This window comes from Streptomyces sp. 1114.5 (assembly GCF_003635085.1).
GTDB lineage: Bacteria > Actinomycetota > Actinomycetes > Streptomycetales > Streptomycetaceae > Kitasatospora.
On sequence record NZ_RBXE01000003.1, the window covers coordinates 182,868 to 207,595 of the forward strand.

The window sequence follows — 24,728 nt, forward strand, 5'->3', positions numbered from 1 at the left end:
GATGCGAGAGGGGTGTGTTGCGAGGGAAGGCTCGTCCGTCCCCTGGCCCCCGGAGCCGGTCGGGACAGGGGACGGACGGCGGTGATCGGCACGGGCCGGACGAACGGAACCCGGACCATGCCCGCGGCCGGCGGCGAGCGGGGTAGTGGCTCGGTCCTACCGGCCGGCGGCGACGACCGCGACAGCGACGATCCGCGGCCGGCTATGCGGCGGGCGGTCGTGGTGGCGTGTCGAGCGGTGCATGCCCTCCATCAAAGCCGTCCTCGCCACCCCGGGGCAAGCCGGATCACTTTCCCTGACGAAGCTCTGACGGGCCCGGCCGGCACACATTGACGAACACGTGTCCGACGGGGCGTCATGGAGCTGTCAAGGAAGCGGCAGCGCACGCCAATTCGCCGTCAAGGCGGCATGCCGTGTGAGGATCCGGTGCTTCGCTGTCCGGCGTTCCCCCGTCGTTCCCCGAACCGCCGCCCCTCTCCCGGGCGGCCCGGAAGGTCCCCCGAGACGATGCGCCGTTCGGCCCTCACCCCACCGGACACCACCCCCGACCAGCAGAACTGGTTCCGCCGCCCGGACCCCGTACCCGAGGAGCCACCGCAGCACCCGAGCCACCGGCCCACCGGCCCGAAGGGGCGCCGTCGGCTCATCACCCGCCAGCAGCTGTCCGAGGCCCTGCCCGCCGCCGTCCGCAAGCTCCACCCGCGCATGATGATGCGCAACCCGGTGATGCTGGTGGTCGAGACCGGCTCGGCGCTCACCACCATCAGCGCCGTCATCCACCCCAGCGTGTTCGCCTGGGTCATCAGCTTCTGGCTCTGGCTGACCGTGCTGTTCGCCAACCTCGCCGAGGCCGTCGCCGAGGCACGCGGCAAGGCCCAGGCCGACTCGCTGCGCCGTGCCCAGGCCGGGACGACGGCCCGGCGGCTGCTGCACTGGCGGGTCGGCACCCGCGACCTGCGCCACGAGGTCATCCCCGCCGAGCAGTTGCTGCTGCACGACATCGTGCTGGTGTCGGCCGGCGAGGTGATCCCGCAGGACGGCGAGGTGGTCGAGGGCGTGGCGACCGTGGACGAGTCGGCGATCACCGGGGAGTCCGCACCCGTCATCCGGGAGTCCGGCGGCGACCGCACCGGCGTCACCGGCGGCACCAAGGTCCTCTCCGACCACCTGGTCGTGCGGGTCACCTCCCGGCCCGGGCAGAGCTTCGTCGACCGGATGATCGCCCTGGTCGAGGGCGCGAACCGGCAGAAGACGCCGAACGAGATCGCGCTCAACATCCTGCTCGCCTCGCTGACCATCGTCTTCCTGCTCTCCGTGGTCTCGCTCCAGCCGATGGCCATCTACGCGAACGCACCCCAGACCACCATCGTGCTGGTCGCGTTGATGGTCGCACTCATCCCGACCACCATCGGCGCCCTGCTCTCCGCGATCGGCATCGCCGGCATGGACCGCCTCGTCCAGCGCAACGTCGTCGCCCTGTCCGGCCGCGCCGTCGAGGCCGCCGGGGACGTCGACGTCCTGCTGCTCGACAAGACCGGCACCATCACCCACGGCAACCGCCGCGCCGTCGCCCTGCACCCGCTGCCCGGCGCGACCACCGAACAGCTTGCCGAGGCAGCCCAGTTGGCCTCCCTCGCCGACGAGACCCCGGAAGGACGCTCACTGGTCGAACTGACGAACCGTCAGTACTGGGTGCCACCACGCTCCCCGGGTGAACTGGGCGAGCAGCAGCCCGTCCCGTTCACCGCCCACAGCCGGATGAGCGGCGTCGACCTCACCTGGCCCGACGGCACCACCTGCCTCATCCGCAAGGGCGCCGCGAACGCCGTCGCCCGCTGGGTCGTCGACTCCGGCGGACGGCTCCCGATGGAGGCCAAGCCGCTCGTCGACCGCATCGCCGAAGCAGGCGGCACCCCGCTGCTGGTCGCCGTCCGCGACCGGCACGGCGCCCGCGCACTCGGCGTGGTCGAACTCAAGGACGTCGTCAAGGAGGGCATCGCCGAACGCTTCGCCGAACTGCGCCGGATGGGCATCCGCACCGTCATGGTCACCGGCGACAACCCGCTGACCGCCAAGGCCATCGCCGAGGAGGCCGGGGTGGACGACTTCCTCGCCGAGGCCACCCCGGAGGACAAGCTCGCCCACCTCAAGCGCGAACAGGCCGCCGGGAACATGGTCGCGATGACCGGCGACGGCACCAACGACGCCCCCGCCCTCGCCCAGGCCGACGTCGGCGTCGCCATGAACTCCGGCACCCCCGCCGCCAAGGAAGCCGGCAACATGGTCGACCTCGACTCCAACCCGGCCAAGCTCATCGACATCATCCGGGTCGGCAAACAACTCCTCATCACCCGCGGCGCGTTGACCACCTTCTCGATCACCAACGACGTCGCCAAGTTCTTCGCGATCATCCCCGCGATGTTCGCGAACGCCTACCCCGGACTGCACCACCTCAACATCATGGAACTGCACAGCCCCACCTCGGCCATCGCCTCCGCGATCATCTTCAACGCCCTGATCATCATCGCCCTGATCCCGCTCGCCCTGCGCGGCGTCCGCTACCAGCCCGCCTCCGCCACCGATCTGCTCCGGCGCAACCTGCGGGTCTACGGCCTCGGCGGGCTCATCCTGCCCTTCCTCGGCATCAAGGCGATCGACCTGCTGATCCAGTTCGTCCCCGGCCTCGGATAGCAGCACCAGCCCGCCGCCCCCGGAACAGCACCGAGGCGGCGGGCAGGGGTCGGGCACTGCTACGACGCGGCGAGCTACCCAAGGAGTGAGAGCTCACCCTCCCGATCAGCCCTCCCCTGGCAGGTCGACCGCCAGAAGGCCGATGAAGATCTTGCTGAGAGCTGTCCGGCCGCAGGCCGGGCGGCCTCTCGGCTAGGGCCCGTCTTCAAACCCCCGTCGTTCGCCCGGAGGGCGGGCGGGGCGGCGTTGGGGTGCGTGCATCGCAAGGCGGAGGAGGGAGCCCAATGCAGCGCATTGGCGACCGACGACAACGCGGCGAGGTGCGTGCCCTGGGGGTACCTCCCGGCCGAAGGCTGGGGGAGCGTCGGCCCCCAGGCGGGGGTTTGAAGACGGGCCCTGGACCCGATTGTCGGCGTGGCGCGCCGCTGCCCGGGCCAATGCCCGGCCCTGCCGGGCGTCGGGTGTGAGCATCGCAGGGTTGCCGGTTGGGCCAGGGGAGGAGTTGTTGTGGTGACGGTGAGTGATGCCTCGGAGCGGCGACGGCTCGGCGGCCGGACAGGTGCCCAGTGCTGGCTGCTGACCGGGCCCGGGCTGCTGGACAACGGCGTCGTCGCCGGCCTCACCACGGCTCTTGAGGACGCGCTGCCCGGCCGGTTCGCCGTGTGGCGCACCGATGAGCTGCTGCTCGGGATCGAGGGCGGCAAGCTGACGCTGCGGGATCTGGACGGCTGCCTGCTGGAGGCGCCGGGTGTGGTCTACGCCCGGCTGGCGTCCCCGAGCCTGAGCACCGACCGGGAGGGCACGCTGCTGCGTCATCTGGTGGCGATGGGCACGGTGCTGCTCAACCCGTTGGAGGCGGTGCTGGCGGGGGCGAACAAGTTCTGGCAGCTGCAACAGCTGGCCCTGGCGGGTCTTCCCGTTCCCGACACCCGCAGCTACACGCACGCGGAGCTGGAGGATGTGATCGCGGCGGGGGTTTCCGTGCCGTCGGTGGTGAAGTCGGTGCGCGGCCAGCGCGGCGGGCAGGTGTTCCTGGCCCCCGACACCCAGATGCTGCGGGAGGTCCACGGCAGCCTCAAAGCGGAGTCCCCCTACCTGTTCCAGCGGTACGTCTCCCACTCGCACGGCCGTGACCTGCGGGTGGTGGTGGTCGACGGCCGGGCCGTCGCGGCCCAGGTCCGCTCCGCCACCGACGGCGGAATGAGGTCGAACGTGGCGCTCGGCGCAACCTCCGTGCTCTGCCCCGGCCTGCACCCCGAGGGCGAGGCACTGGCCGTCCGTGCCGCCCAGGCACTCGGCCTGGCGGTGGCGGGCGTGGACCTGCTCTTCGAAGCGGACGGCGGGTTCACGATCTGCGAGGTCAACGCCAACGTCGGCTGGCGCGAGCACATGAGCGAGGTCACCCCGGCCGTCGTGGCCGCCTGCGTGGCCAGACTGACCGCCCGGGTGTAGCGATGGCCCACCCCCGCGCACCCGCCGCACCGACCCCACCCGCGCGCACATCGGCCCTCGCACCGCTGCGCCACCGCAACTACCGCCTCCTCGCGATCGGCCAGGCGGTCTCCAACACCGGCACCTGGATGCAGAACATCGCCCAGGGCTGGCTCGTCCTGCAGCTGTCCCACGGCGACGGCACACAGCTGGGCATCACCACCGCCCTGCAACTGCTGCCGATACTGCTGTTCGGCGCCTGCGGCGGATCACTCGCCGACCGCTTCCCCAAACGCCGACTGCTGCTGCTCACCCAGACCCTCCACGGCACGCTCGCCCTCGCCGCGGCCCTGCTCACCGCCACCGGCTCCGCCACCCTGGGCGCCGTCTACGCGCTCTGCCTCGCACTGGGCCTGACCATGGTCGTCGACAAGCCCACCCTGCAAGCCTTCATCGCCGAGGCCGTCGAGCCCGACGACCTGCCGAGCGCGCTGGCGCTGAACAGCGCGGTGCTCAACCTCGCCCGAGTGGCCGGCCCCGCCCTGGCCGGCCCCGTCATCGCCGCCTTCGGCGTCGCCCCGGCCTTCGCCCTCAACTCCCTCTCCTACGCCGTGGTCCTGGCCACCCTGCTGCGCATGGACACCCGCGCCCTGCACCCGGCACCGGCTCCCGCAGGCGCGGGGCGGCAGGTACGGGCCGGACTGCGCTACGTGCGCCAGCGCCCCGAGCTGGGCCTGACACTCGTGCTGGTGGCCCTCGTCGCCGCCTTCGGGATGAACTTCCAGATCACCACCGCGCTGATGGCCGCCCAGGTCTTCCACAGCCCGGACGCCGCCTTCGGCATCGGCTCCGCCGCGCTCGCCGTGGGCGCGGTGACCGGCTCACTGCTCGCGGCCCGCGCGCGCCCCCGCGGCCGGCGGCACACGGCCGGTTACGCGCTCGCCTTCGGGACGCTGGAGGCCGCGAGCGGTCTGATGCCCGACTTCCGCACCTTCGCCCTGACGCTGGTGCCGACCGGAGCGGCGCTCCTGCTCTTCATGACGGCCGCCAAGGCCCGACTGCAGCTCGCCGTCGCCCCCGCGCTGCGCGGCCGGGTCATGGGCCTCTACATGCTCGCCTCACTGGGCACCACCCCGCTGGCCGCGCCCGGCATCGGCTGGCTCTGCCAGGCGGCGGGCCCACGCTACGGACTCCTGCTCGGCGGCACCGTGTCGGCGCTCTCCGCCGTCGGGACGGGCGCACTGCTCGGCCGACGCCCCAAGACCCGGCCCACCACGACGGCGGCCCTGCCGGCGTGACCGGCTCCGAGGAGCCGCACGCCGGCAGGGCCGGTCCCGGACGCGTCAGCGTCCCGGGGTCAGGTACGGGAAGCGGTGAAGTCGAGCTTTCCCTCGACCCCGGCAGTGGAGACCTTCCCCGTGATCTTGGTGACCCGGGTGCCGACGGGGCAGAGCGTCCCGGTGGTGACGCCGCTCTCCCCCGCGTAGGTCGGGAAGGTGATCTGCCCGCGCCCGAGGCTGTTGATACGCAGGACGAAGTTCCCCACCGCCGCACGCGACTCCTCGGCCGACGCCGTCACCTCCGTCCTCACCAGCGTGCTCCCCAGCGCCTGCGGCGCGATCGAGATGGCCCGCGTCGACCCACCCGGCAAGGTCACACTCCCCTCGAACGCCGTGTCGAGTTCGCCCTCGCCGACCCAGTCCGAGACCGCACCACCGCACGTGTTACCGGTGGCCGCCCCCGCCGGCACTGCCAGCACCGCCACACCCAACGCCCCGGCAAGAGCAAGAGCACAAGCAGAACGAGCACCAAGAGACACCGGTCGCATCGAAGATCCAATCATCAGCACACCCCTATAGCTACCGTTCGCACTCACACAAGCACGCTCCGCAGCCACCAGCCACCGGAGCCGCCCACAGCTACGCCATGTGCCGCCGAAACGCCGCCCGCAGTGTCAGCAAGATCTTCATTGGCCTTCCAGGCCGTGTTTTAGAACTGGTGCAGGATGGGGTCAACGGCGTGCCCTCAGGAAGAAGCTCTCGTGGTTGACCCCACCCCCAAGGCCGCCCTGGTCCACCTTCGCGCCGTGAAGTCGCAGCGGCCGACCGATGCGAAGCTTGCCGGGGGATGGGGGTGCCGGTCAGGCGGGCAGCTGGTTCAGCTTGCGGATCTGCCGGTCGAAGGCACGAGCGGGGACGAGGCGGCGCAGGGTGCTGACGCGTCCGGCGGTCGGTCCGGCGGGGTAGCGCAGCTTCGGCTTCGGGTCGGTCGCCGCGGCGACGATCGCCCTGGCGACGGTGGCAGGGTCGTCGCCGTCCTTCATCGCCGCGGCCATCACGCGCTCGAAGACCTGGCGCTGCTGCTCGTAGACCGGCAGAGGCGTGGCGGGTTTCGGGGAGTTGGCCTCGAACGCGGTCCTGGTCTGGGCGGGCTCGACGAGCAGGACGCGGACACCGTGCTGGCGGACCTCGTGGTCCAAGGACTCGGAGTAGCCCTCGACGGCGTGCTTGGACGCGGCATAGGCGGCCATGTAGGGCGCGGGGACGAACCCGAGAACGGACGAGATGTTGATGATCCGGCCGCCGCCCTGAGCGCGCATGTGCGGCAGGACGGCTTTGGTCATGCGGATCAGTCCGAAGACGTTGATGTCGAACAGCTGTTGGTCCTGGATGAGGGAGCGTTCCTCTCCGGCGCCCGCAGAGCCGATGCCGGCGTTGTTGACCAGGACGTCGATCCGACCGAACTGCTCGATCACGCGGTCGACCAGGCCGGCGACCGAGGTGTCGCTGGCCACGTCGAGGTCGAGGAACGTCACGCCCTCGCGGCGGTCGTCCGCTGAGGCTCGGCGGCTCGTGCCGACGACCTCGAATCCCGCATCGGCGAGCGCGGAGGCGGCCGCCTTGCCGATGCCTGACGATGCTCCGGTCACGAGTGCTACCGGCCGGCTCGTGGTCATGATGGGCCTCCCCATGGATTGGATTATGACCGTAATGCAATTACTCTAGGACGGGAGACGGAGAGCGGCAAGCGGCCTCTCCACCGGGGCTACGAGGAGGAGCGCGTGGCGCGCTACGCGAAGGACCACAAGCAGGCGACGCGCCAGCGGATCATCGAGGCCGCCGGCCGCCGGTTCAAGAAGGACGGCATCGACGGCTCAGGGGTCTCCGCGCTGATGTCGGACGCGGGGCTGACCAACGGAGCCTTCTACGCCCACTTCGCCTCCAAGGAGGACCTCGTCGCGAACGCCGTCGCCGACCAGCTGGGCGCGCAGAACGCGAGCCTTGAAGCACTCGCGCCGGGCCGCGCCGGACTCGAACAGTTCGTCCGCGCCTACCTGTCCGCCGAGCACCGTGACGACCCCGAGAACGGCTGCCCCACGGCCGCTCTCCTCGACGAGATCGGGCGCTGCACGGACGCGACCAAGCAGGCGTTCACCGACGGCCTGCTGGCCGTCATCGACGACATCGCTGCCCGCCTGGCACCCGACAACCCGCCCTCGGCACGCGCACAGGCGCTCGGCGTCTTCGCCATGATGGTCGGGACGCTCCAACTCGCGCGCGCCCTGGCCGATCCCAAGCTCGCCGACGACGTCCTCGACCACGGCGTCCACAACGCCCTCGCGCTGCTGGACGCCGGACCTGTCCGGTAGGGCCGCGTCCGACGCCCCTCTGCGGCCTCGCGCCGGCCGACACCCTGGCCGCCGATGCGGCCCGCGACGACGGCGGAGCGCTCACCCCGTGCCGATCCTGCGGCCGGTGACCTCGGCGGGCCGGATGCGGACCCACAGCGGGCGGGCGCCGCCGGCCCACGGTGTGGCGCCCGGTAGCGCCGCGAGCCGCTGTTGCTCCTGCGGGTCGTCGATGTGGTGGGCCTCGCCGAGGATCAGGACGCTCCAGCCGTCACCGCGGTGGTCGTCGATGCGGTCGACCTGGAACGAGGCGGGCGAGCCCTCGGCCGGGGCGGCGGTGCCCCTGGGGGCGGTGCGGTAGACGATCGTGCGGCCGTCCACCGCGTAGTTGACCGGGAGGACGACGGGTGCCGGCCCGAGGGGCAGGCCGACCCGGCCCACGCCGTGGCTGCCGATGAGTTCCCAGCACTGCGGCTCGGTCAGGTGGAACAGTGGGCGCGGGTCGGCGTCGGCCTGTCCCGGCGGTGCGTCGGGGCGGTGGCCGGACAGCAGCTCCGGCCAGCTCGTCCCGAGCGCGGTGGCGATCCGGACGAAGGAAGGCGGGTCGAACTGGGGGCCGGTCCTGAGGAGTTGGCGCAGGTACGCCGGTGCCATGTTCGCCCGGTAGGCCAGTGTTGCTTCGCTCAGGCCGAGTTGGTCGCGGCGCTGGACGATCCGGTGGGCGATGGCGACGGGGTCGGGGCCTTCGGTCATGGTGGCGGTTCCTCCGTCCATGGCGGGTCACGTCCGGAAGAGCGCGACCTTGAGCGCGCCGGTGTCGGCCGCGTCGGCGAAGACGTCGTAGGCGTCCTGCATCTCGTCGAGCCCGAAGCGGTGCGTGACCAGCCCGCCGATGTCCAGTCGGCCGACGGCCAGCATGTCGAGCAGCAGCGGGGTGCTGTGGGTGTCGACCAGGCCGGTGGTGATGGTGATGTCGCGGATCCAGAGGTCCTCCAGGTGGAGCACCGCCGGCTTGCCGTGCACGCCCACGTTGGCGACCCGGCCGCCGGGGCGCACCAGGCGGGTGCAGAGTTCGAAGGATTCGGGGACGCCGACGGCCTCGATGGCGACGTCGACGCCGAGTCCGTCCCGGGTGAGCGCCCGCACGGCCTCCGGGGTGGCTTCGGCGACGGTGAGGGTGGTGTCGGCGCCGAAGCGTTCGGCGGCGTCGAGGCGGCTCTGGGCGAGGTCGATCGCGATGGTGCGGGAGGGGCTGTAGAGCCGGGCGGTGAGGACGGCGGCGAGGCCGATCGGTCCGGCGCCGACGATCGCGACGGTGTCGCCCGGGCCGAGACGGCCGTTGCGGACGCCGACCTCGTAGGAGGTGGGCAGGATGTCGGCCAGCAGCAGGGCGTCCTCGTCGCGGACGGCGTCGGGCAGTTTGTGCAGGGAGGTGTCGGCGAAGGGGGTGCGGACGTACTCGGCCTGGCAGCCGTCGATCAGGTGGCCGAGGATCCATCCGCCGCCTCCGGTGCACTGGCCGTAGCTCGCGGCCCGGCAGTAGGTGCAGCGGCCGCAGGCGGAGATGCAGGAGACCAGGACGCGGTCGCCAGCGGTGACGGTGCGCACGCCCGGTCCGGTCTCGGTGACGGTGCCGACGGCCTCGTGGCCGAGGACGCGGCCTTCGATGACCTCGGGGACGTCGCCCTTGAGGATGTGCAGGTCGGTGCCGCAGATGGTGACGGCGTCCACCCGGACGACGGCGTCCTCGGGGTCTCGGACGGTCGGGTCGGGGGCGTCGCCCCAGGTGCGGCGGCCGGGTCCGTCGTAGGCGAGCGCTTTCATGGCTGTGGTGGCTCCTCTCGGACGGCGGAGCCGGGACGATTCCGTCCGCCCTTCCAGCGTTCTGCGCGGCGGGGCCCGTCGCCATGGGTCCGGCGGATCCTCCGGGTGGGCCGTTGGACCCCCTCTCGCACCCGCCACACCGTGACGAGCGTGCCTACCCTGGTGAGTGGGCCATTGGGGGCGAGCCAGGGAGGACCCCTTGGGCAGCGCGTCGGAAGGTTCCGCACCCGTTCCGAAGCTGCAGCTGGACGAGCTGCTGGACGAGCTGCAGGCCAGGTTGGACGCCGCTCGCGGGACCCGTGACAGGGTGCACAACCTGCTGGAGGCGGTGCTGGCGGTCGGGCGTGATCTGGAGCTGTCCCAGGCCCTCCAGCACATCGTGGAGGCGGCGGTCACCCTGGTGGACGCGGAGTACGGCGCGCTCGGGGTGATCGGTGAGGACCAGCGGCTGTCCCAGTTCATCCCGGTCGGGGTCACCGACGACCAGGTCAAGCTGATCGGCGACCTTCCGTCCGGCCACGGCATCCTGGGGGAACTGATCCGCCGCCCGGAGCCGTTGCGGCTCAGCCGGATCTCCGACCACCCGGCCTCCTACGGCTTCCCGGCCAACCACCCGCCGATGCGCAGCTTCCTGGGGGTGCCGATCCGGATCCGCGGCAAGGTGTTCGGCAACCTGTACCTGACCGAGAGGCGGGGCGGGGGCGACTTCGACGCCGAGGACGAGTCCGTCCTCGCCACCCTGGCCGTCGCCGCCGGGGTGGCCATCGACAACGCCCGGCTCTACGCCCGGGCCCGGCAGCGACAGCGCTGGCTGCAGGCGAGCGCCGAGATCACCAGCAGCCTGCTGTCGGGCAGCGCGGAGCAGGAGGTGCTGGACCTGCTGCTCGCCCGCGCGACCGAGATCGCCGGTGCGGACCTCGCGGTCGTCGCCATGCCGCTGCCCGGCGCCGGCGAGTTGGAGGTGCGGATCGCCGTCGGCCTCGGCGAGGACGAGCACCGGGGTCTCGTGCTGCCGGTCGACGGCTCGTTCATGGGGACGGCCTTGCGCACCGGCGGGCTCGTAGTGAGCCCCGATGTCCAGCACGATCCCCGGATCACGGCCGGGCCACCACGCTGGCGCGGCCTCGGCCCGGCGCTCGCGGTCCCGGTCGGTACCGCCGAGCGCGGCATCCGCGGCGTTCTCCTCCTGGCCAGGGCCGCCGGTGCGCCACTGTTCGAGGAAGACGAGTCCGTTCCGCTGCTCGGCTTCGCCGGCCAGGCGGCGGTGGCCATGGAGCTGGCCGAGCGGCGCCGCGACTCCGAGCAGATCGCACTGTTGCAGGAACGCGACCGGATCGCCCGCGACCTGCACGACCTGGCCATCCAACGCCTCTTCGCCACCGGCATGACCCTCCAGGGTGCGACCCGCTTCATCGAGCACCCGGAGGCGACCGACCGCGTGCTGCGGGCGATCGACGACCTCGACGAGACCGCCAAGACCATCCGCGCCACGATCTTCGGCCTGCGCCTGCGCGAGAAGGGCCCGGCAGCGGCCGGCCTGCGTTCCCGCGTCGTCGAGGTGCTCGAACGCGCCGCCCGTGCGCTCGGCTTCGCCCCGGCCCTGCGGATGAGCGGCCTGCTCGACGTCACCGTGCCTCCCGAGGTCGCCGACGCGGTGGTCGCCGTCTTGGAGGAGGCGCTGTCCAACGCCGCCCGTCACGCGCGGGCCTCGACCGTGGACGTCACCGTGACGGCCGGCGAGGAGCTGACCGTGACGGTCAGCGACGACGGAGTCGGCCTGCCCGAGGGCGGCCGCCGCAGTGGCCTGGCCAACCTCGCGGACCGCGCCACCGCCCTGGGCGGCACCTTCGCCGAACGTGCGCGCCAGGAGGGCGGCACCGAACTGGTGTGGCGCGTCCCGCTGCCAGGCGTCTAGGACAGCACGTCGCCGGGTGCCAGGCGGGGAGTGGGCGCGCCCTCGGGGCCGTAGCCGAGGCGGATCAGCATCTGGACGTGGCCGGGGCCGCGGTGCGGGTCGCGGGCCTCCCAGCGCAGGTACGGCCACTCCATCGCCTGGTGCAGCAGCGAGGCGCGGACGCCGTGGACGGTGGCCGCGAGCAGGACGTGTTCCAGGGCGAGGCCGGCGCGCAGCCAGTCCTGCGGGGTGTCGTGCTCGGTGGCGAGGACGGCGATGCGGGGTTCCCTCTCGAAAGGGGCGGGCGCCTGGTGCTCGGCGGCGTGGATGGCGGAGTAGTCGCGCATGGGCAGGTGGCCGGCGGCGTCCTGGGGTCCGAGCGCGTCGACCGGGATGCCGTAGGGCGGTGCCTCCCCGGTGCGGATCCAGGTGCGACTCTCGGTGCGTTGGGCCTCGTCGGTGGTGTTGCGGCGTTCGGCCTCGGCGGTGAGGTGCAGGAGTCGGTCGGTCTCCTCGTGGTCGGGCAGGTGGAGCAGGGCTTCCTCGGACCGGGCGGCGGTGGCGAGTTCGTCGAGGACGGCTTGCGGAACCGGCTTGCCGGTGAAGGGCGTCCGGGTGGAGTGCCGGTGCCAGATCGCCTCGTACAGCTTGTCGATGCCCCGGGTGCGTGCGGCGGCCGGGGCGTCCAGCCGGACGGTGGCGAACAGCTCCGGTTCGCCCGGGTCGGGCAGCAGGCGGACCTCGGGTGCCCAGCCGAGGTGTCGGGCGGCGATCCGCAGGTTGAGGACGGCCGTACCGACGGAGATGTGCAGTGCCCGGCCCCGGGGATCTGCAGCCGGGACGGCCCGACTGCGGTCGGCCCACACCTCCAGGGTGGAGGTGTCCGGCTGGAGCCGGAAGCGCCAGGGCTGGCTGTTGTGGATCGAGGGAGCCGCGACCGCCGCGGAGACGAGCTTCTCCAGGGTCAGGGCGTCGAGGGCGAGGGTGGGCATGACCGCCTCCAGGGTGCGTGGTCGGTCGGAGTCAGCCGGAGACGGGCGGCTCACCGCCGCCGCGCAGGATGTCCGGACGGGTCCGGTACTCGTCAGGGTCGGTCTCGCCCCTGGCGAGGCGTTCGGCGAGCAGTTGTTCCGCGGGGTTCCGCTGGGGAGGCGCCACCGGACGTACCGGGGCCGACGGGCTGTGCAGAGCCGTCCGGCCCAGATGCCGTACCAGCGCGACCACGCCGAAGATCACGAGCGCCCAGAAGAGCAGCATGCTCACGGTCATCAGGCCGATGCCCCAGCCGTTCATGCCGCCGTCGTTCCAGTACAGCATCGCCGTCTCCTCAGCCGTGACGGGAGGTCGAACACCTCCACCGTGCGACGGGGGGACGGCGTACCGCTTGGGCCGTTCGGCACCACCTCCGGGCCCACTCGGGCCCGGCTGCTCAGCGCGGGCCGGTCAGTGCGGGCGCTGCTGGTGCTGCGGATCGGGTTCGGCGTGCGCGGCGAGGACGGCCGCCTGGAGTCGACGCTCCACGCCCAGCTTGGCGAGCAGCCGCGAGACGTGGTTCGAGACACAGGGCGGCGGAATCGCCGCGCGCGGGTGCGGCTGGTCACCGAGACCAGGCCGCGTTCGCAGCGGACGTGCAACGTGCCGGGAACGACTCCGCTGCCCGGTGTGAGGGTGATGCCGAGCGGCGACGGTGGCGAAATCGGTGCCGGGGGCGACCGCGATGCCGGGGCGCTCCTGCAGTCGCGGACGAGCATGCGACCCGGCGACGGTGCGGGGTCGGCGGACGGGAATGTGCCGGCAGCCGTGCCGTCGAGGATGCTGTGCTTCACGGTGGTCACATTCCTTCGGCGGCGGAAGGGCGCCGTAGCCGTCGCAGGTAGGGGTCGAAGGACGGGCGGCGTTCGAGGCGCACCCGGGCGTCCACGCACACGGCGCCGTCGGGACGGACGATGACCGGGTCGAGATCGGTCTCGACGAGCTCCGGGAAGTCCTCGGCGAGCCGGGACAGCCGGGCGAGGACGGCAAGGACTCCAGGTGGAGGAGCGCGAGGTCGGTGCGTCCGTCCGCTTCCCACCACTGGAGGAGGTCGTTGCCGCTGACGTCGTACTTGTCGCCGAGCGAGACGAAGCTCGACACCCCGACGCCCAGCCAGGCCAGGCGCTCCAGCAGTGCGATTCCCACGCCGCCGCTCTGCACGGCCACACCGGCGGTGCCGGGCCGGGGGAAGGCGCCGCCGAACTCGGCGTCCAGTCGGTTCCGGCGCCCCCGGCGGCGCTTCACCGCCGGGGCTCGCGGGATGCGGTCATCGGTCGGCTCCGTTCCATGCCGGGGCGTCCGCCAGGACGCCGGCGGTGTGCAGTCGGGTCCGGGCGTAGGCGATGGCCTCGGGGGTGTGGCCGAAGACCCGTCCCGCCGCCCGCAGTCCGTCCAGGACCCCGAGGGCGTCGAAGGTGCGCCGGTGGCCGTCCTTGAGGCCGGAGACCAGGACGAGGACGCCGCGCCGCTCCAGCTTGGTGATCGCGTCGCCGAGGACGAGGGCGCCGGTGGAGTCGATGGCGGTGACCTGGGACAGGCGCAGGATGACGGCCTTGACGTCGGTGGTCTCGGCGAGTTGGAGCAGGAAGCGATGGGCGGCCGCGAAGAACACCGGGCCGTCGATCCGGTAGGCGGCGATGTGCTCGGCGAGCAGCGCCTGTTCCTCCTCGTGGTGGTCGGCCGGAGCCAGGCCGTCGTGCAGCGGCACCCGCTGGAGCCGTGCGGAGCGGGCGACCTGGCGCAGGGCCAGGACCCCGGCCACGGCCAGGCCGGCGATGACGGCGGTGACCAGGTCGAAGGCGAGGGTGGCGGCGGCGGTGAGCGCCAGGACGGCGGCCTCGCCCCGTCCGCTGCGGGCGAGCGCCCGGAGCGAGGCGACCTCGACCATCCGTACGGCGGTGGCGATCAGGACGCCGGCGAGGGCGGCGAGCGGTACGGACTCGACGAGGGGTGCGGCGGCGAAGACCACCGCGGCGAGCACGACGGCATGTGTCAGGGCGGCGAGCCGGGAGGCCGCGCCGGAGCGGACGTTGACGGCGGTCCGGGCGATCGCGCCGGTGGCGGCGACACCGCCGAACAGCGGGGCGACCACGTTGGCCACGCCCTGGCCGAACAACTCCCGGTCGCTGTCGTGGCGTTCGGAGACGCTCATCGCGTCGGCGGCGGTCGCCGACATCAGCGACTCCAGCGCCGCCAGGGCCGCGACGGCGAGGGCGGCGGTCAGCACGTGCGGGACGGCGCCGAGGTCGAGGAAGCCCAGGGACGGCAGCGGCAGCCCGGCCGGGAGGTGGCCGATGGTCGCCACGTCCGCGTGCGCGAGGCCGGCCGCCAGGGTCGCGGCGGCAACGGCGATCAGCGAGAACGGGACGCCGGGACGCACCCGGGCACCGACCAGCATCACGGCGGCGACGCCGAGGGCCATCGCGAGCGCCGCCGGGTGCGGGTGGCGGGCGTACTCGGTGACGGCCCGGGCCGCGACGACCACGACGTTCTCCGCGTCGCCCTTCGTGACGCCGAGCGCGGCGGGCACCTGCTGGAGCCCGATCACCCCGGCGATGCCGAGCGTGAAGCCCTCCACCACCGGGGCAGGCACGTAGGCCATGAAGCGGCCGGCCCCGCCGAGGGCGAGGACGATCAGCAGCAGGCCGGCGATCAGGCCGACGGTCAGCACACCGGAGGTGCCGTACCGGTGGACGATCGGGACCAGGACGACGGTCATCGCCCCGGTGGGCCCGCTGACCTGGAGGTTGGAGCCGCCGAACACCGCGGCCAGCGCCCCGGCGACCACGGCGGTGGCCAGCCCCGCCTCGGCACCCGCGCCGGAGGCGACGCCGAAGCCCAATGCGAGCGGCAGGGCCACGATCGCCACCGTCAGGCCCGCCATCAGGTCCTTGCGGGGCGAACGGCCCATGGTGGCGAGGACCGCCCGGTTCGGCAGCACGGCCCGGACGCGTCCGGCTGCGCGGTTCAGGAGGGTCGGCTGTATCACGCTCACGCGGTCTTCTCCCGGGCATCCTGTACGGCGGCTTGACGCAGTTCGGCGAGCAGCGCCCCCTGGTCGGTGATCATCTCGGTGAGGATGCGGCGCGCGGCCCGCAACAGGTCGGCGACGTCCGGGGTGCTCAGCGCGTAGACCACCGTGTTGCCCTCACGGGTGGCCGTGACCAGGTTGCTGCGGCGCAGCACGGCGAGCTGCTGGGAGAGGCTGCTCGGCTCGATCTCCATCGCGGCGAGCAGCTCGCGCACCGGAAGCGGCCCGTCCTGGAGCAGTTCCAGCACGCGGATGCGCGCCGGGTGGCCGAGGGTGCGGAAGAACTCCGCCTTGGCCTGGTAGAGCGGGACGGCCATCCTCAGTCTTCCTGTTCCTCGACGACGGGCTCGACCTCGATGCCGTACTGGCCGGCGATCCGCAGGAGCTGCGTGACGCGCCCGCCGTACGCCTGGGCGCCGTCCTCGTCCCCGGCCGCAAGCGCGCTCGCCCGTTGCCGACGGGCGTCGGCGAGCTGACCGCGAAGCTCCTGATCGAAGGCGTCGCTCATGTGCCCCTCCTCGCCGCGGGCGCTCATGTCCCTGGCCGCACTTCTGCCGGATCACCTCTAGCGGATTACCGACAGCATCATCTGTGAACTTGAAGAATTCTTCAAGTCGCGACCATTGCGGACCGCCGATCAGCCGGTTCCGGGCGGTTCCCGCAGCGAGGCGAGGACGACCGAGGACCCTCAGGTCGGCACGCGGGATGCCTGGTCAGGCGGGGGTGGTGAGGCGGAGTTCGACGTCGACGACGCCGGGGACGGAGCGGACCAGGTGTTCAAGGATGCCGGCGGAGAGAGGGTCGGGCAGGGCGCCGGTCAGGGTGATCCGGCCGTTCTCGGAGCATCGTCTCCGCCTCCGGCATGGCCACCGGCGGCCGCGTCGTGCACCACACGACCGAGTGCCGCGAGGGCTGGGCGGCCCACCTCCTCATCCTGGACGCCGAACCGGGCCGGTCCGTCACCGTCACGAAGACGGTCGCCGTGCACACCTCCCGCGACCGGGCGATCGGGACCCCGCTGCTCGCCTCCCGCCGGCTCGCCGCCGAGGCCGGCGACTTCGGGCAGCTGCTCGCCGAACACGCCCTGCGGTGGGCGGAGTTGTGGCGCCGCTGCGGGATCGATGCCGAGTTCGACGGCGCCGGCCCACTGCACCTGGACCTGTTCCATCTGCTGCAGGCCTACTCGGAGCACTCCGTTGACCTCGACGTCGGCATTCCCGCCCGGGGACTGCACGGCGAGGCGTACCGAGGGCACGTCTTCTGGGACGAGCTGTTCGTCCTCCGGCTGCTCAACCTGCGTTTCCCCGAACTGGCCCAGGCCGTGCTGCGCTACCGCCACCGCCGCCTCGACGCCGCCCGCCACGAGGCCGCGGTGGACCTCCTCCAGCGCTGCTACACCGGCCTGGAGGTCCGCGAGGACACCCTCTGGCTCGACCCGCACCTGCCCTCCGCCCTCGGCCGGCTCGACCTGGACCTGCGCTACCGGGGCCACTGGGGCCTGGGAACCGCCGTCGACCGCCGTACGGTCACGGTGAGTCTGCGCGAGGACCGCCAGGTACCGGTCCGCATCCGCCTGCGCGGCACCGAGGCGACGATCCGGCCGGGCGAGACCCGGCGCTTCCACCTGTAGCCAGGACCTCACCGCCGCCCGGACCACCCGGGTTCCACCTGCTCCCACGCGGACTCCCAGTCCGCCTCCGCCCGCCGGTCCAGCCGACGGCGGCGCAGGGCGATCCAGCCCTCCGTACCGAATCCGAGCGCGGTGACCGCGCCGACACCCACCAGGACGGCGTCCGAGACGAGCAGCCCGTTCGACCGGGGGGCGCCGACCGGCTGCCCGGCGTCGTTCAGCCCGACCGGGAGCGCCGCGCCGGTCGTCGTGCCGTCCGGCACAGGGATGCTGCCCGCACCGGGCCCGACCGGGTACGTCCACCGCGCCGGGGCGTGCTCCCGCGTGCTGCCCGCTCGGGGGTCGTCCGACTGCGCGGGGCCCGTCGTGACGGCGGTGACGACATGCCGGTGGCGGGCAGCGTGCGCCGCGTCGTGCGCCTCCGAGCGGTACACCAGGAGGGCAGCGACCGCAGCCAGGACCAACGTGACGAGCACCATCAGCGCCACCCCGGTCACCAGGCGGCTGTACGCCCGGTCGAGCGGACGGCAGAGCGGGTTGTGGTCCCGGCCGGCGGCCCGCCGGAGATGCCCGCGCAGGGACGTGTGGGAGGCGGGGCGCCTGTGCGTGGCGGCTGCGGCGAACATGGCGCGCCTCCTCGGTGTCGGGCGGCTTCTGTTCTCACGGATCAGTCTGGCGAGCCCGCCACGGTTGCCCGAGGGTCTGACGGGCCCGGGATCAGGGACCGACCGGCCCCAGCCCCGGCCCGGCGCCCGGTGGTGCGATAGGAGGTGGACGGCGGCCACGCCCCGGCCCCGCACCGAGTCAGGGAGGACGCCATGAGAGCCGCCGTCGGAGACCGCATCATCGTCCAGGGCACCCGGCCGGGCGCCGCGCGCAGGGACGGCGAGATCGTCGGCCTGCGCCATCCGGACGGCAGCCCGCCGTACGACGTGCGCTGGTCGGAGGACGGCCGGGTGACGGAGTACTTCCCCGGTCCGGACGCCCGGATCCACCACTACCGGGACGAGGACGAGGCCGCCCCGCCCCATCCGCATCTCTTTGCCGATTGACTGGCCACCGCCGTGACAGTCGCCGCCCACGCCCCCGCGGGCGGACTCACCGGTACCGAGGCCGCGAATCTGCGAGGCCAGACCTACCCGCTCCCGGACCGGCTTCCGGACCCCGGTGTCGTGCGGGACATGGGGAAGGATCTGGCCAACCGGTTCCCGTCACTGTCCGACGTGGCCGTCGAGCGGGCCTGGGGCGGTTGGATCGGCGTCAGCCCGGACTGGCTGGCCGTCGCCGGGCAGGTGGGCGACAACGTCTTCTACTCGATGGCCTGCAACGGCCACGGCCTCTGTCAGGTGCCGTACGTGGCCCACCAGCTCGCCGACTACATCGTCGACGGTGAAATGCCGGAGGACCTCGCCGGCATCTGGTCGGACGCTTCGAAGTACTCACCGTCGATGTCGCTGCTGTTGCAGCCGTTCGTCCTCCGAGCCGTCTGGAGGCTGGACCGGTTCAACGACTTCTTCAACGGCAGCAGGACGCTGGCCCGCCGGGTGCTCCGTCGTGGCAGGCGCGGGGACTCCTGAAGGCCCGGGCGACGCCTGATCTGTGACGGCGTGGCGTGAGATCGCCACGCGCTTCGACGGTCCGGCCTCTGCCCGGCGCGGGTGCGTGGCCAACCGCTCCGACGGCCGACGGGCCGCGCGGCGCGGCCTCGTTCAGTCGTTCGTCGTGCGGCCCGACTCATCATGCAAGGCCCGCGTCGGCGGACGGCCTCCGCCCAGGCCGGCTTGGCGTCGGCCGTGCCGATCTGCGCCGGCGGCGGATCGGCAGTCGGAAGAGGCGGACGGGCGGCGCTCGGCTCAGTAGGGCAGCCGGCGCCCGGACGGCGTCCGCAGGTCGAGCGGCGGGGGCCCCCGGCGCTGTGCCGCGAGTCCCGTCACGCCGCGCTCGTCGTGCTCGGCTCCCGCCGCACAGCGCCGGGGCCACCCGGTCGAGGAGTTGGCGAAGGCCTCCGAGCACGCCCTCGCCGTCGTCGTCGGCCGCCGGGGCAGCGGCGGCTTCACCGGTATGCGGCTCGGATCCGTTCCGCACGGACTGCTGCACCGCGCCCACTGCCCGGTCATCACCGTGCCCGCCTCCCGGCACTGAGACCGGCCGGTCCGCCCGGTGTCGATCACCGGCCAACCCGGGGTGAACGTCGTGAACGATCCCGTCGTCGCCGGATTCGACGGCTCGCCGGAACTCACCGCGGCCGCGCAGACGGCCCGGCTGCTCGTCCTGGACCGCCGGATCCGGGGGATGCCGCTCGGCGCCCACCTCGGTCCGGTGGCCCACGCCGCGATCCACCACGTCGACCGCCCGGTCGCGATCGTCCCGCACGGCTGACGGGACCGTCCGGCGATCGGATCGGGCCCGGACGGCCCCTGTCCGCCGGCGATCTCCAGCGTGAGGCTGGAGGTGACGAAAGGTGGAGACCATGCACACCGTGATCGTGTACGAGAGCATGTACGGCAACACCCGCGAGATCGCCGAAGCGGTCGCCGAAGGTGTCCACCGAGCCGACCCCGGGGCGGCCGTGGACTGCCTCCCGGTGGCCGAGGCCGACGCCGATCTCACCCGCTCCGCGGACCTGCTGGTGGTCGGCGGCCCCACCCACATGCACGGCATGTCCTCCGGGCTCAGCCGCCGGATGGCCGCCATGGCCGAGGCGCACGAGGAAGGTCGCGAGGAGGCCGCCGCCGAGGCACGGGAGGCCGCCGAAGGCCCGGGCCTGCGCGCCTGGTTCCACGACCTGCCGCAGACCGGAGCCGGCATCCACGCCGCCGCGTTCGACACCCGGGTCGACATGCCCCGGGCGGGCGGTGCCGCCAACGGAATCGCCCACCGGCTCTCCCACCGCCACTTCGACCTCGTCGCCGAACCCGAGGGCTTCATCGTGGAGCGCAACGACGGGCCGCTGCGCGACGGCGAAATCGACCGCGCCCGCGCCTGGGGCGCGAAGCTGGTCTGACCACCGGTGCGCCCGAATCGACCGGTCGAGCCGACCGTGGCCGACAACGTCCGGGCCGCGTTCCCGGCTGCCCCGCCGCCCGCCGCCCGCCGCCCGCCGACGAGGCGACCCCGGAGCCCCGTGAGCCGCTCGCCCTTCTCTTCCGCGACCTGCGGACCTCGCCCGACGGCCTGAGCGAGCGGGAGGCTTCCCGCCGGCTGACGGTGTACGGGTCCAATGCGCTGGTACGCCGGGAGGGTCGGCGCTGGCCGCGGGAACTGGCACGCCAGTTCATCCACCCGCTCGCCCTGTTGCTGGCCTGTGCCGCTGCGCTGGCCGCGATCAGCGGTGCCCCGAACCTGACGGGCGCGATCCTCGCGGTGGTCGGGTTGAACGCCCTGCTCGCCTTCGTGCAGGAGCGGCAGGCCGAGCGCGCGGTGGAGGCCCTGGCCGGGTTCCTGCCCGACGACGCCACGGTGGTCCGCGAGTGCCGGCGGCGGTCGGTGCCGGCGACCGAACTGGTAACGGGTGACGTCCCAGCGGTGGAGGAGGGTGACCGGGTCTCGGCGGACTCGCGGCTGCTCTCGGGCGGGGTGGAGGTCGAAGCCTCACCCTCTGCCTCTGACGCCTCGCCACGGCGACTGGTAGCTCCTCGTGGTGGTTCCGTCCCGTCTCCGGGACGGAACCACCACGAGCCCGATCCATGGCCGGCTCACGGTGATCGGGGCCGCCGGGCTGTACAGCACGCCGACGAGGCGGGCGCCAGCCCCGCCCGGCCGGCCAGGAAGCGGCCGATCGTCGTCAGCACCGCCTGCTGGAGGTGCGGATCGCGGTCGGATGCCCCAGCCGCTCATGCCGTTGTTCCAGTTCGGCTCAACGTCCGGGGCCGTACGGGCTCAGCGCGGGTGAGGCTGCTGGCGCTGGTGTTGCTCGGCCTCGGTCTCGGCGTGCGCGGCGAGGACGGCCGCCTGGAGGCGCCGTTCGACGCCGAGTTTGGCGAGCAACCGGGATACGTGGTTCTTCACCGTCTTCTCGGCGAGGTAGAGCTCCTGGCCGATCTGCCGGTTCGTCTTGCCCTCCCCGACCAGGGCGAGGATCTCCCGTTCGCGGGGAGTGAGCCCGGCGAGGGCGGCGTCGGTCGCGCTCTCCTCGTGGTGGCGCAGGCTCTCCATCAGCTTGTGCGTGGTGGCCGGGTCCAGCATGGACTGCCCGGAGGCCACCGTACGCACCGCGCTGACCAGGTCGGCGCCCTTGACCTGCTTCAGGACGTAGCCGGCGGCCCCGGCCATGATCGCGTCGAGCAGGGCGTCGTCGTCGTCGAAGGAGGTGAGCATCAGGCAGACGAGTTCGGGCATCTTGTCGCGCAGGTCCCGGCAGACGGTCACCCCGTCGCCGTCCGGGAGCCGCACGTCGAGGACGGCGACGTCCGGGCGCAGGGCCGGCACCCGGGCCAGGGCCTGGGCGCAGCTGGCGGCCTCGCCGACGACCTCGATGTCCGGTTCGGCCTCCAGGAGGTCGCGGACGCCTCGGCGGACCACCTCGTGGTCGTCCAGCAGGAACACCCGTACGGGCCGGGGCATGTCCATGGCCTGCTCCCTGGGGTGCGCGGGCGGTGACACCACCGATTCTGCGCGTCCGCGCCGTTCGGCGCACCGGGTCAGCCGCGCGGGACGACGGCGATCGGGCACCAGGCGCGGTGGATCACCGCTCGCGCGACCGGACCGAGGTGGAGCCCGATCCGGCCCAGGACGAGGAGGTCGGCAGAGCTGTTCGGTGATCGGGATCAGGCTGCGGCGACGCCCGTACCCGCGCGCGGCGGGCCCGTTCCGCGGGCCGGGCGGGCCGGTGGGCGGAGGCGGCCATGACCACGGAAGCCCCCACGCCCCGACCGGGCCTGCTGACCTTCCTCGGCGGCGTGGGCACGGTCACCGGCAGCAGGTTCCCGGTCGAGACCGACCACGCCCGCCTGATGATCGACTGCGGCCTGTTCCAGGGCCTGGCCGAGCTGCGCCGCCTGAACCGGCCTCGTGCACGGCGAGCCGGAGGGCTCGGAGGCCCTGCGCGACCGCATCGACCGCGAACTCGGCTGGACGGCCGTCGTCCCCCGCTCGGGGGAGCGGGTCCTGATCCGGTGAACCGGCGCCTTCAGCGACCACCGGGGGCCAGGGCGATCACCGCGCCGACCACCGCGGTGAGCAGGAGGAACGCGGCGGTCAGCACGGCCTGCACCGCCGCGTGCCCGAGGGGGCGCCCCATCCGCATGCGCTCCTGGCGGATGCGCCACTGGGCGTAGCCCACCACGGTCGTGGCCAGTGAGAGCGCGGCCAGCAGGCATGACAGCGCCAGCCGCAGCGCCCCGGGTACCCCGGTGACCAGCTGAAGGACGGCCAGGGAGCTCGCCAGCAGAGCCAGGGCCGTCCGGCTCCACGCCAGGAAGGTGCGTTCGTTGGCCAGTGTCGCTCGGTAGTCGGGCTCCCGTCCCCTCGCCCACCAGGCGCCGGTCCTCCCGTTCCCGTCGGGTTCGTTCGGTTCCTCGGCCACAGGTACCTCCGCCTTCGTCCGCCTCGGGGTGGTCGGCCTCTCGGTGCTGGATCTCGCTGGTCTACTCCGTGCTGTTCCTGGTGGTGCAGTGGGCTGCCGACGCCACCGTCGTGCTGCGCGTCGCGGTCGGCGCCACGGTGTACCCGGGCGACCCGGTCGCCGAGCTGCGCGGCGGCGACCTGCCACCGCAGGAGGTGACACGGACGCTCATCGGCGGGCGTGAGCGGAGCTTCCACCAGGACCGGTCTACCCCGCGCGTGCTCGCCGACATCGGCCTGCGGGCGCGCAGGTGGTCCAGAGGATGGTGAGCACGGGGTAGTCGGCCGCGAGGCTTGCGGGCGTGTGCATGGGCGTGTCCTGTTCATGAGTCGGAGGGATCCGCGGTCAGTGGCCGGCCGCGGCGCCGGCGGGCGCGGGCCGGTCGGTGTCGCCGTGCCAGGTGGGCCAGCCGAGGAGCCGGGGGCGTTCGGTGACCCAGGCGCGGGTGTCGGTGCCGATCTCGGCGCTGATGAGGTCCTCCAGCCGACTACTGCAGCGGGCGACGAGGTCGCGGTTGGCGGGGTCGGCGGCGAGGTTGCGCATCTCGTGGGGGTCCTCCACCCGGTCGTAGAGCACCACGTCGTTCTGTTCGTGGAGCTCTTCCACGGAGGTGGGGCGGTTGGGGTTCAACGGAGAGAAGTAGCGGCCGAAGGTGTACCGCTGGTCCAGGTACCCGCGCAGGAAGCCGCGCTTGCTCCAGTCCGGGCGGAGCGCACCGGACTGGATCCGCTCGGGGGCCTGCGGGTCGGCGAACTCGAACCAGAAACCGGCGTCCAGCGTGGTGATCGACTCGACGGCGGTGAGCACTCCCTCGCGGACCGTCCTGCCCTCCAGCACGGGTGCGAGGGAGTGGCCGTGCAGGGCGGGGAACCGGTCGGCGGTCGCCGCCCGGTCGAGCCCGGCGAACTCCAGGAGGGTGGGCGCGAGGTCGACGGCGGAGGCGAGCGCCTCGGTGCGGCCGCCGCCGGCGACGTCGGGGTGGCAGAGCAGGAACGGGACGTGGAAGTTCTCGTCGTAGACCAGGTTGCCCTTCTGGCGCAGGCTGTGGCTCCCGGCCATCTCGCCGTGGTCCGAGGTGAAGACGACCACGGTCCGGTCGGCCTGGCCCGAGGCCTCCAGCGCGTCGAGGACGAGTTCGATGCTGCGGTCGACGTCCCGGATGGCGTTGAGGTAGAAGTTGAGGCCGTCGTACCAGTGCCGGTCGTCGGCGACGGGACCGAAGACGGTGTCGAGCATCCGGGCGTACTCGCAGACCGCCGGTGCCGCGGCGGACAGGTCGTCGCGCAGGCTCGCGGGCAGGTCGAATTCCCAACGACGCTGGTAGAGCGGGATGTCGGCGGCCGCGCGCGCCACCACGGCGTGCGCGAGTCCGAAGGGCAGTCGGACCTGGGGGGAGCCCCCGTAGTCGAAGCTCATGACGTCGTGCGGGTTGACGAAGTTGACGGCCATGAACCAGGGCTGGTCGGGTGCCACGACCGGCGCGCGGTTGCGCAGCCATTTGACGGCCTGGCCGGCGATCACCGGGTCGATCTTGAGTCCGGCCCAGGCGCCGCCGTCGATGTCACCCCAGTCGTTGAACTCGCTGAACCCGTAGGGTTCCAGGGCGTCGGTGGTCGGGCCGGGGTTCTGCGGCGTGACGTAGGCGTTCGACAGGTGCCACTTGCCCTGGTAGGTGCAGTAGTAGCCGGCCTGGCGCAGCATCGTGCCGAGGGTGCCCAGCTCCGGATCGAGCGGGCGGATGTAGGGCATGTTGTCGTTGTCGTAGATCTCGGTCAGCGGCAGGTGCTGCCCGGTGTAGATCACGGACCGCGCGGAGCTGCACATGGCCGAGGCGGTGTAGTACCGCTCGAAGGTGTGGCCGCGTTCGGCGAGCCGCTCCCTGGCGGGGAGAGTGAAGCCCGGCGGACGCGGGATCGCGGCCCGCTCCTCGTCGGTGACGATCAGCAGGATGTTCGGACGGGTCATGGCCATCCATGCCTTTCCACGTGGGTTGCGTCGGTCATT

The 24,728-nt window shown here is 72.8% G+C and carries 26 protein-coding genes and 4 pseudogenes; 14 read left to right on the forward strand and 16 right to left on the reverse strand.

What is annotated here, in order from left to right:
* The first annotated feature begins 507 nt into the window (after positions 1–507).
* The 3 genes from kdpB to BX285_RS32155 all read left to right on the forward strand — a co-directional run bounded on the left by kdpB (position 508) and on the right by BX285_RS32155 (position 5,420).
* The gene (gene kdpB / locus BX285_RS32145) at positions 508–2,691 is read left to right on the forward strand and encodes a potassium-transporting ATPase subunit KdpB (RefSeq protein ID WP_097240727.1); all 2,184 of its coding nucleotides are present in this window, start codon (positions 508–510) and stop codon (positions 2,689–2,691) included.
* A 510-nt stretch (positions 2,692–3,201) separates the two neighbouring features.
* A complete protein-coding gene (locus BX285_RS32150) occupies positions 3,202–4,143 on the forward strand; it encodes a RimK family alpha-L-glutamate ligase (RefSeq protein ID WP_179853122.1) in 942 nt (313 codons plus the stop codon).
* 2 nt (positions 4,144–4,145) lie between these two features.
* Entirely contained in the window at positions 4,146–5,420 is a 1,275-nt protein-coding gene (locus tag BX285_RS32155) for an MFS transporter (protein WP_097240725.1), read from the forward strand.
* A 59-nt stretch (positions 5,421–5,479) separates the two neighbouring features.
* Here the strand turns inward: BX285_RS32155 and BX285_RS32160 are convergent, their stop codons facing one another.
* Together BX285_RS32160 and BX285_RS32165 are read right to left on the reverse strand one after the other, a co-directional pair.
* Positions 5,480–5,887 (reverse strand): hypothetical protein, encoded by a 408-nt coding sequence (locus tag BX285_RS32160; RefSeq protein ID WP_147465267.1) that lies wholly within the window; start codon positions 5,885–5,887, stop codon positions 5,480–5,482.
* 375 nt (positions 5,888–6,262) lie between these two features.
* Positions 6,263–7,078 carry an oxidoreductase gene (locus BX285_RS32165; RefSeq protein ID WP_097240723.1) on the reverse strand — a complete coding sequence of 272 codons (816 nt, stop codon included), beginning with the start codon at positions 7,076–7,078 and terminating at the stop codon, positions 6,263–6,265.
* 105 nt (positions 7,079–7,183) lie between these two features.
* Between BX285_RS32165 and BX285_RS32170 the strand changes: the two genes are divergently transcribed.
* Entirely contained in the window at positions 7,184–7,771 is a 588-nt protein-coding gene (locus BX285_RS32170) for a TetR/AcrR family transcriptional regulator (protein ID WP_097240722.1), read from the forward strand.
* Between the two features lie 81 nt (positions 7,772–7,852).
* Here the strand turns inward: BX285_RS32170 and BX285_RS32175 are convergent, their stop codons facing one another.
* Together BX285_RS32175 and BX285_RS32180 are read right to left on the reverse strand one after the other, a co-directional pair.
* The gene (locus BX285_RS32175; RefSeq protein WP_179853121.1) at positions 7,853–8,503 is read right to left on the reverse strand and encodes a pyridoxamine 5'-phosphate oxidase family protein; all 651 of its coding nucleotides are present in this window, start codon (positions 8,501–8,503) and stop codon (positions 7,853–7,855) included.
* 27 nt (positions 8,504–8,530) lie between these two features.
* Positions 8,531–9,574 (reverse strand): zinc-dependent alcohol dehydrogenase family protein, encoded by a 1,044-nt coding sequence (locus BX285_RS32180; protein ID WP_121179206.1) that lies wholly within the window; start codon positions 9,572–9,574, stop codon positions 8,531–8,533.
* A 199-nt stretch (positions 9,575–9,773) separates the two neighbouring features.
* On the opposite strand from BX285_RS32180, the gene BX285_RS32185 reads away from it, so the two are divergent.
* Positions 9,774–11,489 carry a GAF domain-containing protein gene (locus tag BX285_RS32185; protein WP_121179207.1) on the forward strand — a complete coding sequence of 572 codons (1,716 nt, stop codon included), beginning with the start codon at positions 9,774–9,776 and terminating at the stop codon, positions 11,487–11,489.
* Here BX285_RS32185 and BX285_RS32190 read toward each other — a convergent pair.
* The 7 genes and pseudogenes from BX285_RS32190 to BX285_RS32220 form a co-directional block, all read right to left on the reverse strand.
* Positions 11,486–12,460 carry an Acg family FMN-binding oxidoreductase gene (locus tag BX285_RS32190; protein ID WP_097240718.1) on the reverse strand — a complete coding sequence of 325 codons (975 nt, stop codon included), beginning with the start codon at positions 12,458–12,460 and terminating at the stop codon, positions 11,486–11,488. The genes BX285_RS32185 and BX285_RS32190 overlap by 4 nt on opposite strands.
* 31 nt (positions 12,461–12,491) lie before the next feature.
* Entirely contained in the window at positions 12,492–12,785 is a 294-nt protein-coding gene (locus tag BX285_RS32195; protein ID WP_121179208.1) for an SHOCT domain-containing protein, read from the reverse strand.
* A gap of 514 nt (positions 12,786–13,299) precedes the next feature.
* Positions 13,300–13,542 carry an acetate--CoA ligase family protein gene (locus BX285_RS32200; protein WP_121179209.1) on the reverse strand — a complete coding sequence of 81 codons (243 nt, stop codon included), beginning with the start codon at positions 13,540–13,542 and terminating at the stop codon, positions 13,300–13,302.
* Positions 13,488–13,694 (reverse strand): annotated as a pseudogene (locus tag BX285_RS32205) (hypothetical protein); the annotation flags it as partial. The pseudogene BX285_RS32205 and the gene BX285_RS32200, both read right to left, overlap by 55 nt.
* A gap of 73 nt (positions 13,695–13,767) precedes the next feature.
* Positions 13,768–15,411: a SulP family inorganic anion transporter gene (locus tag BX285_RS32210; RefSeq protein WP_121179545.1), complete on the reverse strand. Its 1,644-nt coding sequence runs from the start codon at positions 15,409–15,411 to the stop codon at positions 13,768–13,770.
* 80 nt (positions 15,412–15,491) lie between these two features.
* On the reverse strand, positions 15,492–15,848 hold the full coding sequence (locus BX285_RS32215; RefSeq protein WP_121179210.1) for a helix-turn-helix transcriptional regulator: 357 nt from the start codon (positions 15,846–15,848) through the stop codon (positions 15,492–15,494).
* A 2-nt stretch (positions 15,849–15,850) separates the two neighbouring features.
* Positions 15,851–16,039 (reverse strand): hypothetical protein, encoded by a 189-nt coding sequence (locus BX285_RS32220; RefSeq protein WP_147465268.1) that lies wholly within the window; start codon positions 16,037–16,039, stop codon positions 15,851–15,853.
* Positions 16,040–16,393: 354 nt separating this feature from the next.
* Here BX285_RS32220 and BX285_RS32225 point away from each other — a divergent pair, with 354 nt between their 5' ends.
* Positions 16,394–17,161, forward strand: a complete 768-nt coding sequence (locus BX285_RS32225) for a glycosyl hydrolase family 65 protein (RefSeq protein WP_121179212.1) — start codon at positions 16,394–16,396, stop codon at positions 17,159–17,161.
* Between the two features lie 8 nt (positions 17,162–17,169).
* Here the strand turns inward: BX285_RS32225 and BX285_RS32230 are convergent, their stop codons facing one another.
* Positions 17,170–17,787 (reverse strand): hypothetical protein, encoded by a 618-nt coding sequence (locus BX285_RS32230; protein ID WP_121179213.1) that lies wholly within the window; start codon positions 17,785–17,787, stop codon positions 17,170–17,172.
* 192 nt (positions 17,788–17,979) lie between these two features.
* Here BX285_RS32230 and BX285_RS32235 point away from each other — a divergent pair, with 192 nt between their 5' ends.
* The 6 genes and pseudogenes from BX285_RS32235 to BX285_RS39635 all read left to right on the forward strand — a co-directional run.
* Positions 17,980–18,213, forward strand: coding sequence for a DUF1918 domain-containing protein (locus tag BX285_RS32235; protein ID WP_121179214.1), 234 nt, complete (start codon positions 17,980–17,982; stop codon positions 18,211–18,213).
* A gap of 12 nt (positions 18,214–18,225) precedes the next feature.
* A complete protein-coding gene (locus BX285_RS32240) occupies positions 18,226–18,738 on the forward strand; it encodes an NAD(P)/FAD-dependent oxidoreductase (protein WP_398901651.1) in 513 nt (170 codons plus the stop codon).
* A gap of 394 nt (positions 18,739–19,132) precedes the next feature.
* Positions 19,133–19,303 (forward strand): annotated as a pseudogene (locus BX285_RS32245) (universal stress protein); the annotation flags it as partial.
* A gap of 51 nt (positions 19,304–19,354) precedes the next feature.
* Positions 19,355–19,540 carry a universal stress protein gene (locus BX285_RS32250; RefSeq protein WP_183107302.1) on the forward strand — a complete coding sequence of 62 codons (186 nt, stop codon included), beginning with the start codon at positions 19,355–19,357 and terminating at the stop codon, positions 19,538–19,540.
* Positions 19,541–19,631: 91 nt separating this feature from the next.
* A complete protein-coding gene (locus BX285_RS32255) occupies positions 19,632–20,165 on the forward strand; it encodes a flavodoxin domain-containing protein (protein WP_147465269.1) in 534 nt (177 codons plus the stop codon).
* Positions 20,162–20,743: pseudogene (locus BX285_RS39635) on the forward strand (cation-transporting P-type ATPase); the annotation flags it as partial. The gene BX285_RS32255 and the pseudogene BX285_RS39635, both read left to right, overlap by 4 nt.
* A gap of 297 nt (positions 20,744–21,040) precedes the next feature.
* Here the strand turns inward: BX285_RS39635 and BX285_RS32265 are convergent.
* Positions 21,041–21,730 (reverse strand): response regulator transcription factor, encoded by a 690-nt coding sequence (locus BX285_RS32265; protein ID WP_121179217.1) that lies wholly within the window; start codon positions 21,728–21,730, stop codon positions 21,041–21,043.
* Positions 21,731–21,801: 71 nt separating this feature from the next.
* A pseudogene (locus BX285_RS32270) lies at positions 21,802–21,897 on the reverse strand (hypothetical protein); the annotation flags it as partial.
* Positions 21,898–22,171: 274 nt separating this feature from the next.
* Here BX285_RS32270 and BX285_RS39360 point away from each other — a divergent pair.
* Complete coding sequence (locus BX285_RS39360) at positions 22,172–22,279, forward strand: hypothetical protein (protein WP_310794271.1); 108 nt, start codon at positions 22,172–22,174, stop codon at positions 22,277–22,279.
* Positions 22,280–22,289: 10 nt separating this feature from the next.
* Here the strand turns inward: BX285_RS39360 and BX285_RS32280 are convergent, their stop codons facing one another.
* Positions 22,290–22,685: a DUF202 domain-containing protein gene (locus tag BX285_RS32280; RefSeq protein WP_121179218.1), complete on the reverse strand. Its 396-nt coding sequence runs from the start codon at positions 22,683–22,685 to the stop codon at positions 22,290–22,292.
* A 68-nt stretch (positions 22,686–22,753) separates the two neighbouring features.
* Between BX285_RS32280 and BX285_RS37605 the strand changes: the two genes are divergently transcribed.
* Positions 22,754–22,993 carry a hypothetical protein gene (locus BX285_RS37605; RefSeq protein ID WP_183107303.1) on the forward strand — a complete coding sequence of 80 codons (240 nt, stop codon included), beginning with the start codon at positions 22,754–22,756 and terminating at the stop codon, positions 22,991–22,993.
* A gap of 76 nt (positions 22,994–23,069) precedes the next feature.
* On the opposite strand, the gene BX285_RS32290 is transcribed toward BX285_RS37605, so the two are convergent.
* Positions 23,070–24,695 carry a sulfatase-like hydrolase/transferase gene (locus tag BX285_RS32290; protein ID WP_121179219.1) on the reverse strand — a complete coding sequence of 542 codons (1,626 nt, stop codon included), beginning with the start codon at positions 24,693–24,695 and terminating at the stop codon, positions 23,070–23,072.
* Between the last annotated feature and the right edge of the window lie 33 nt (positions 24,696–24,728).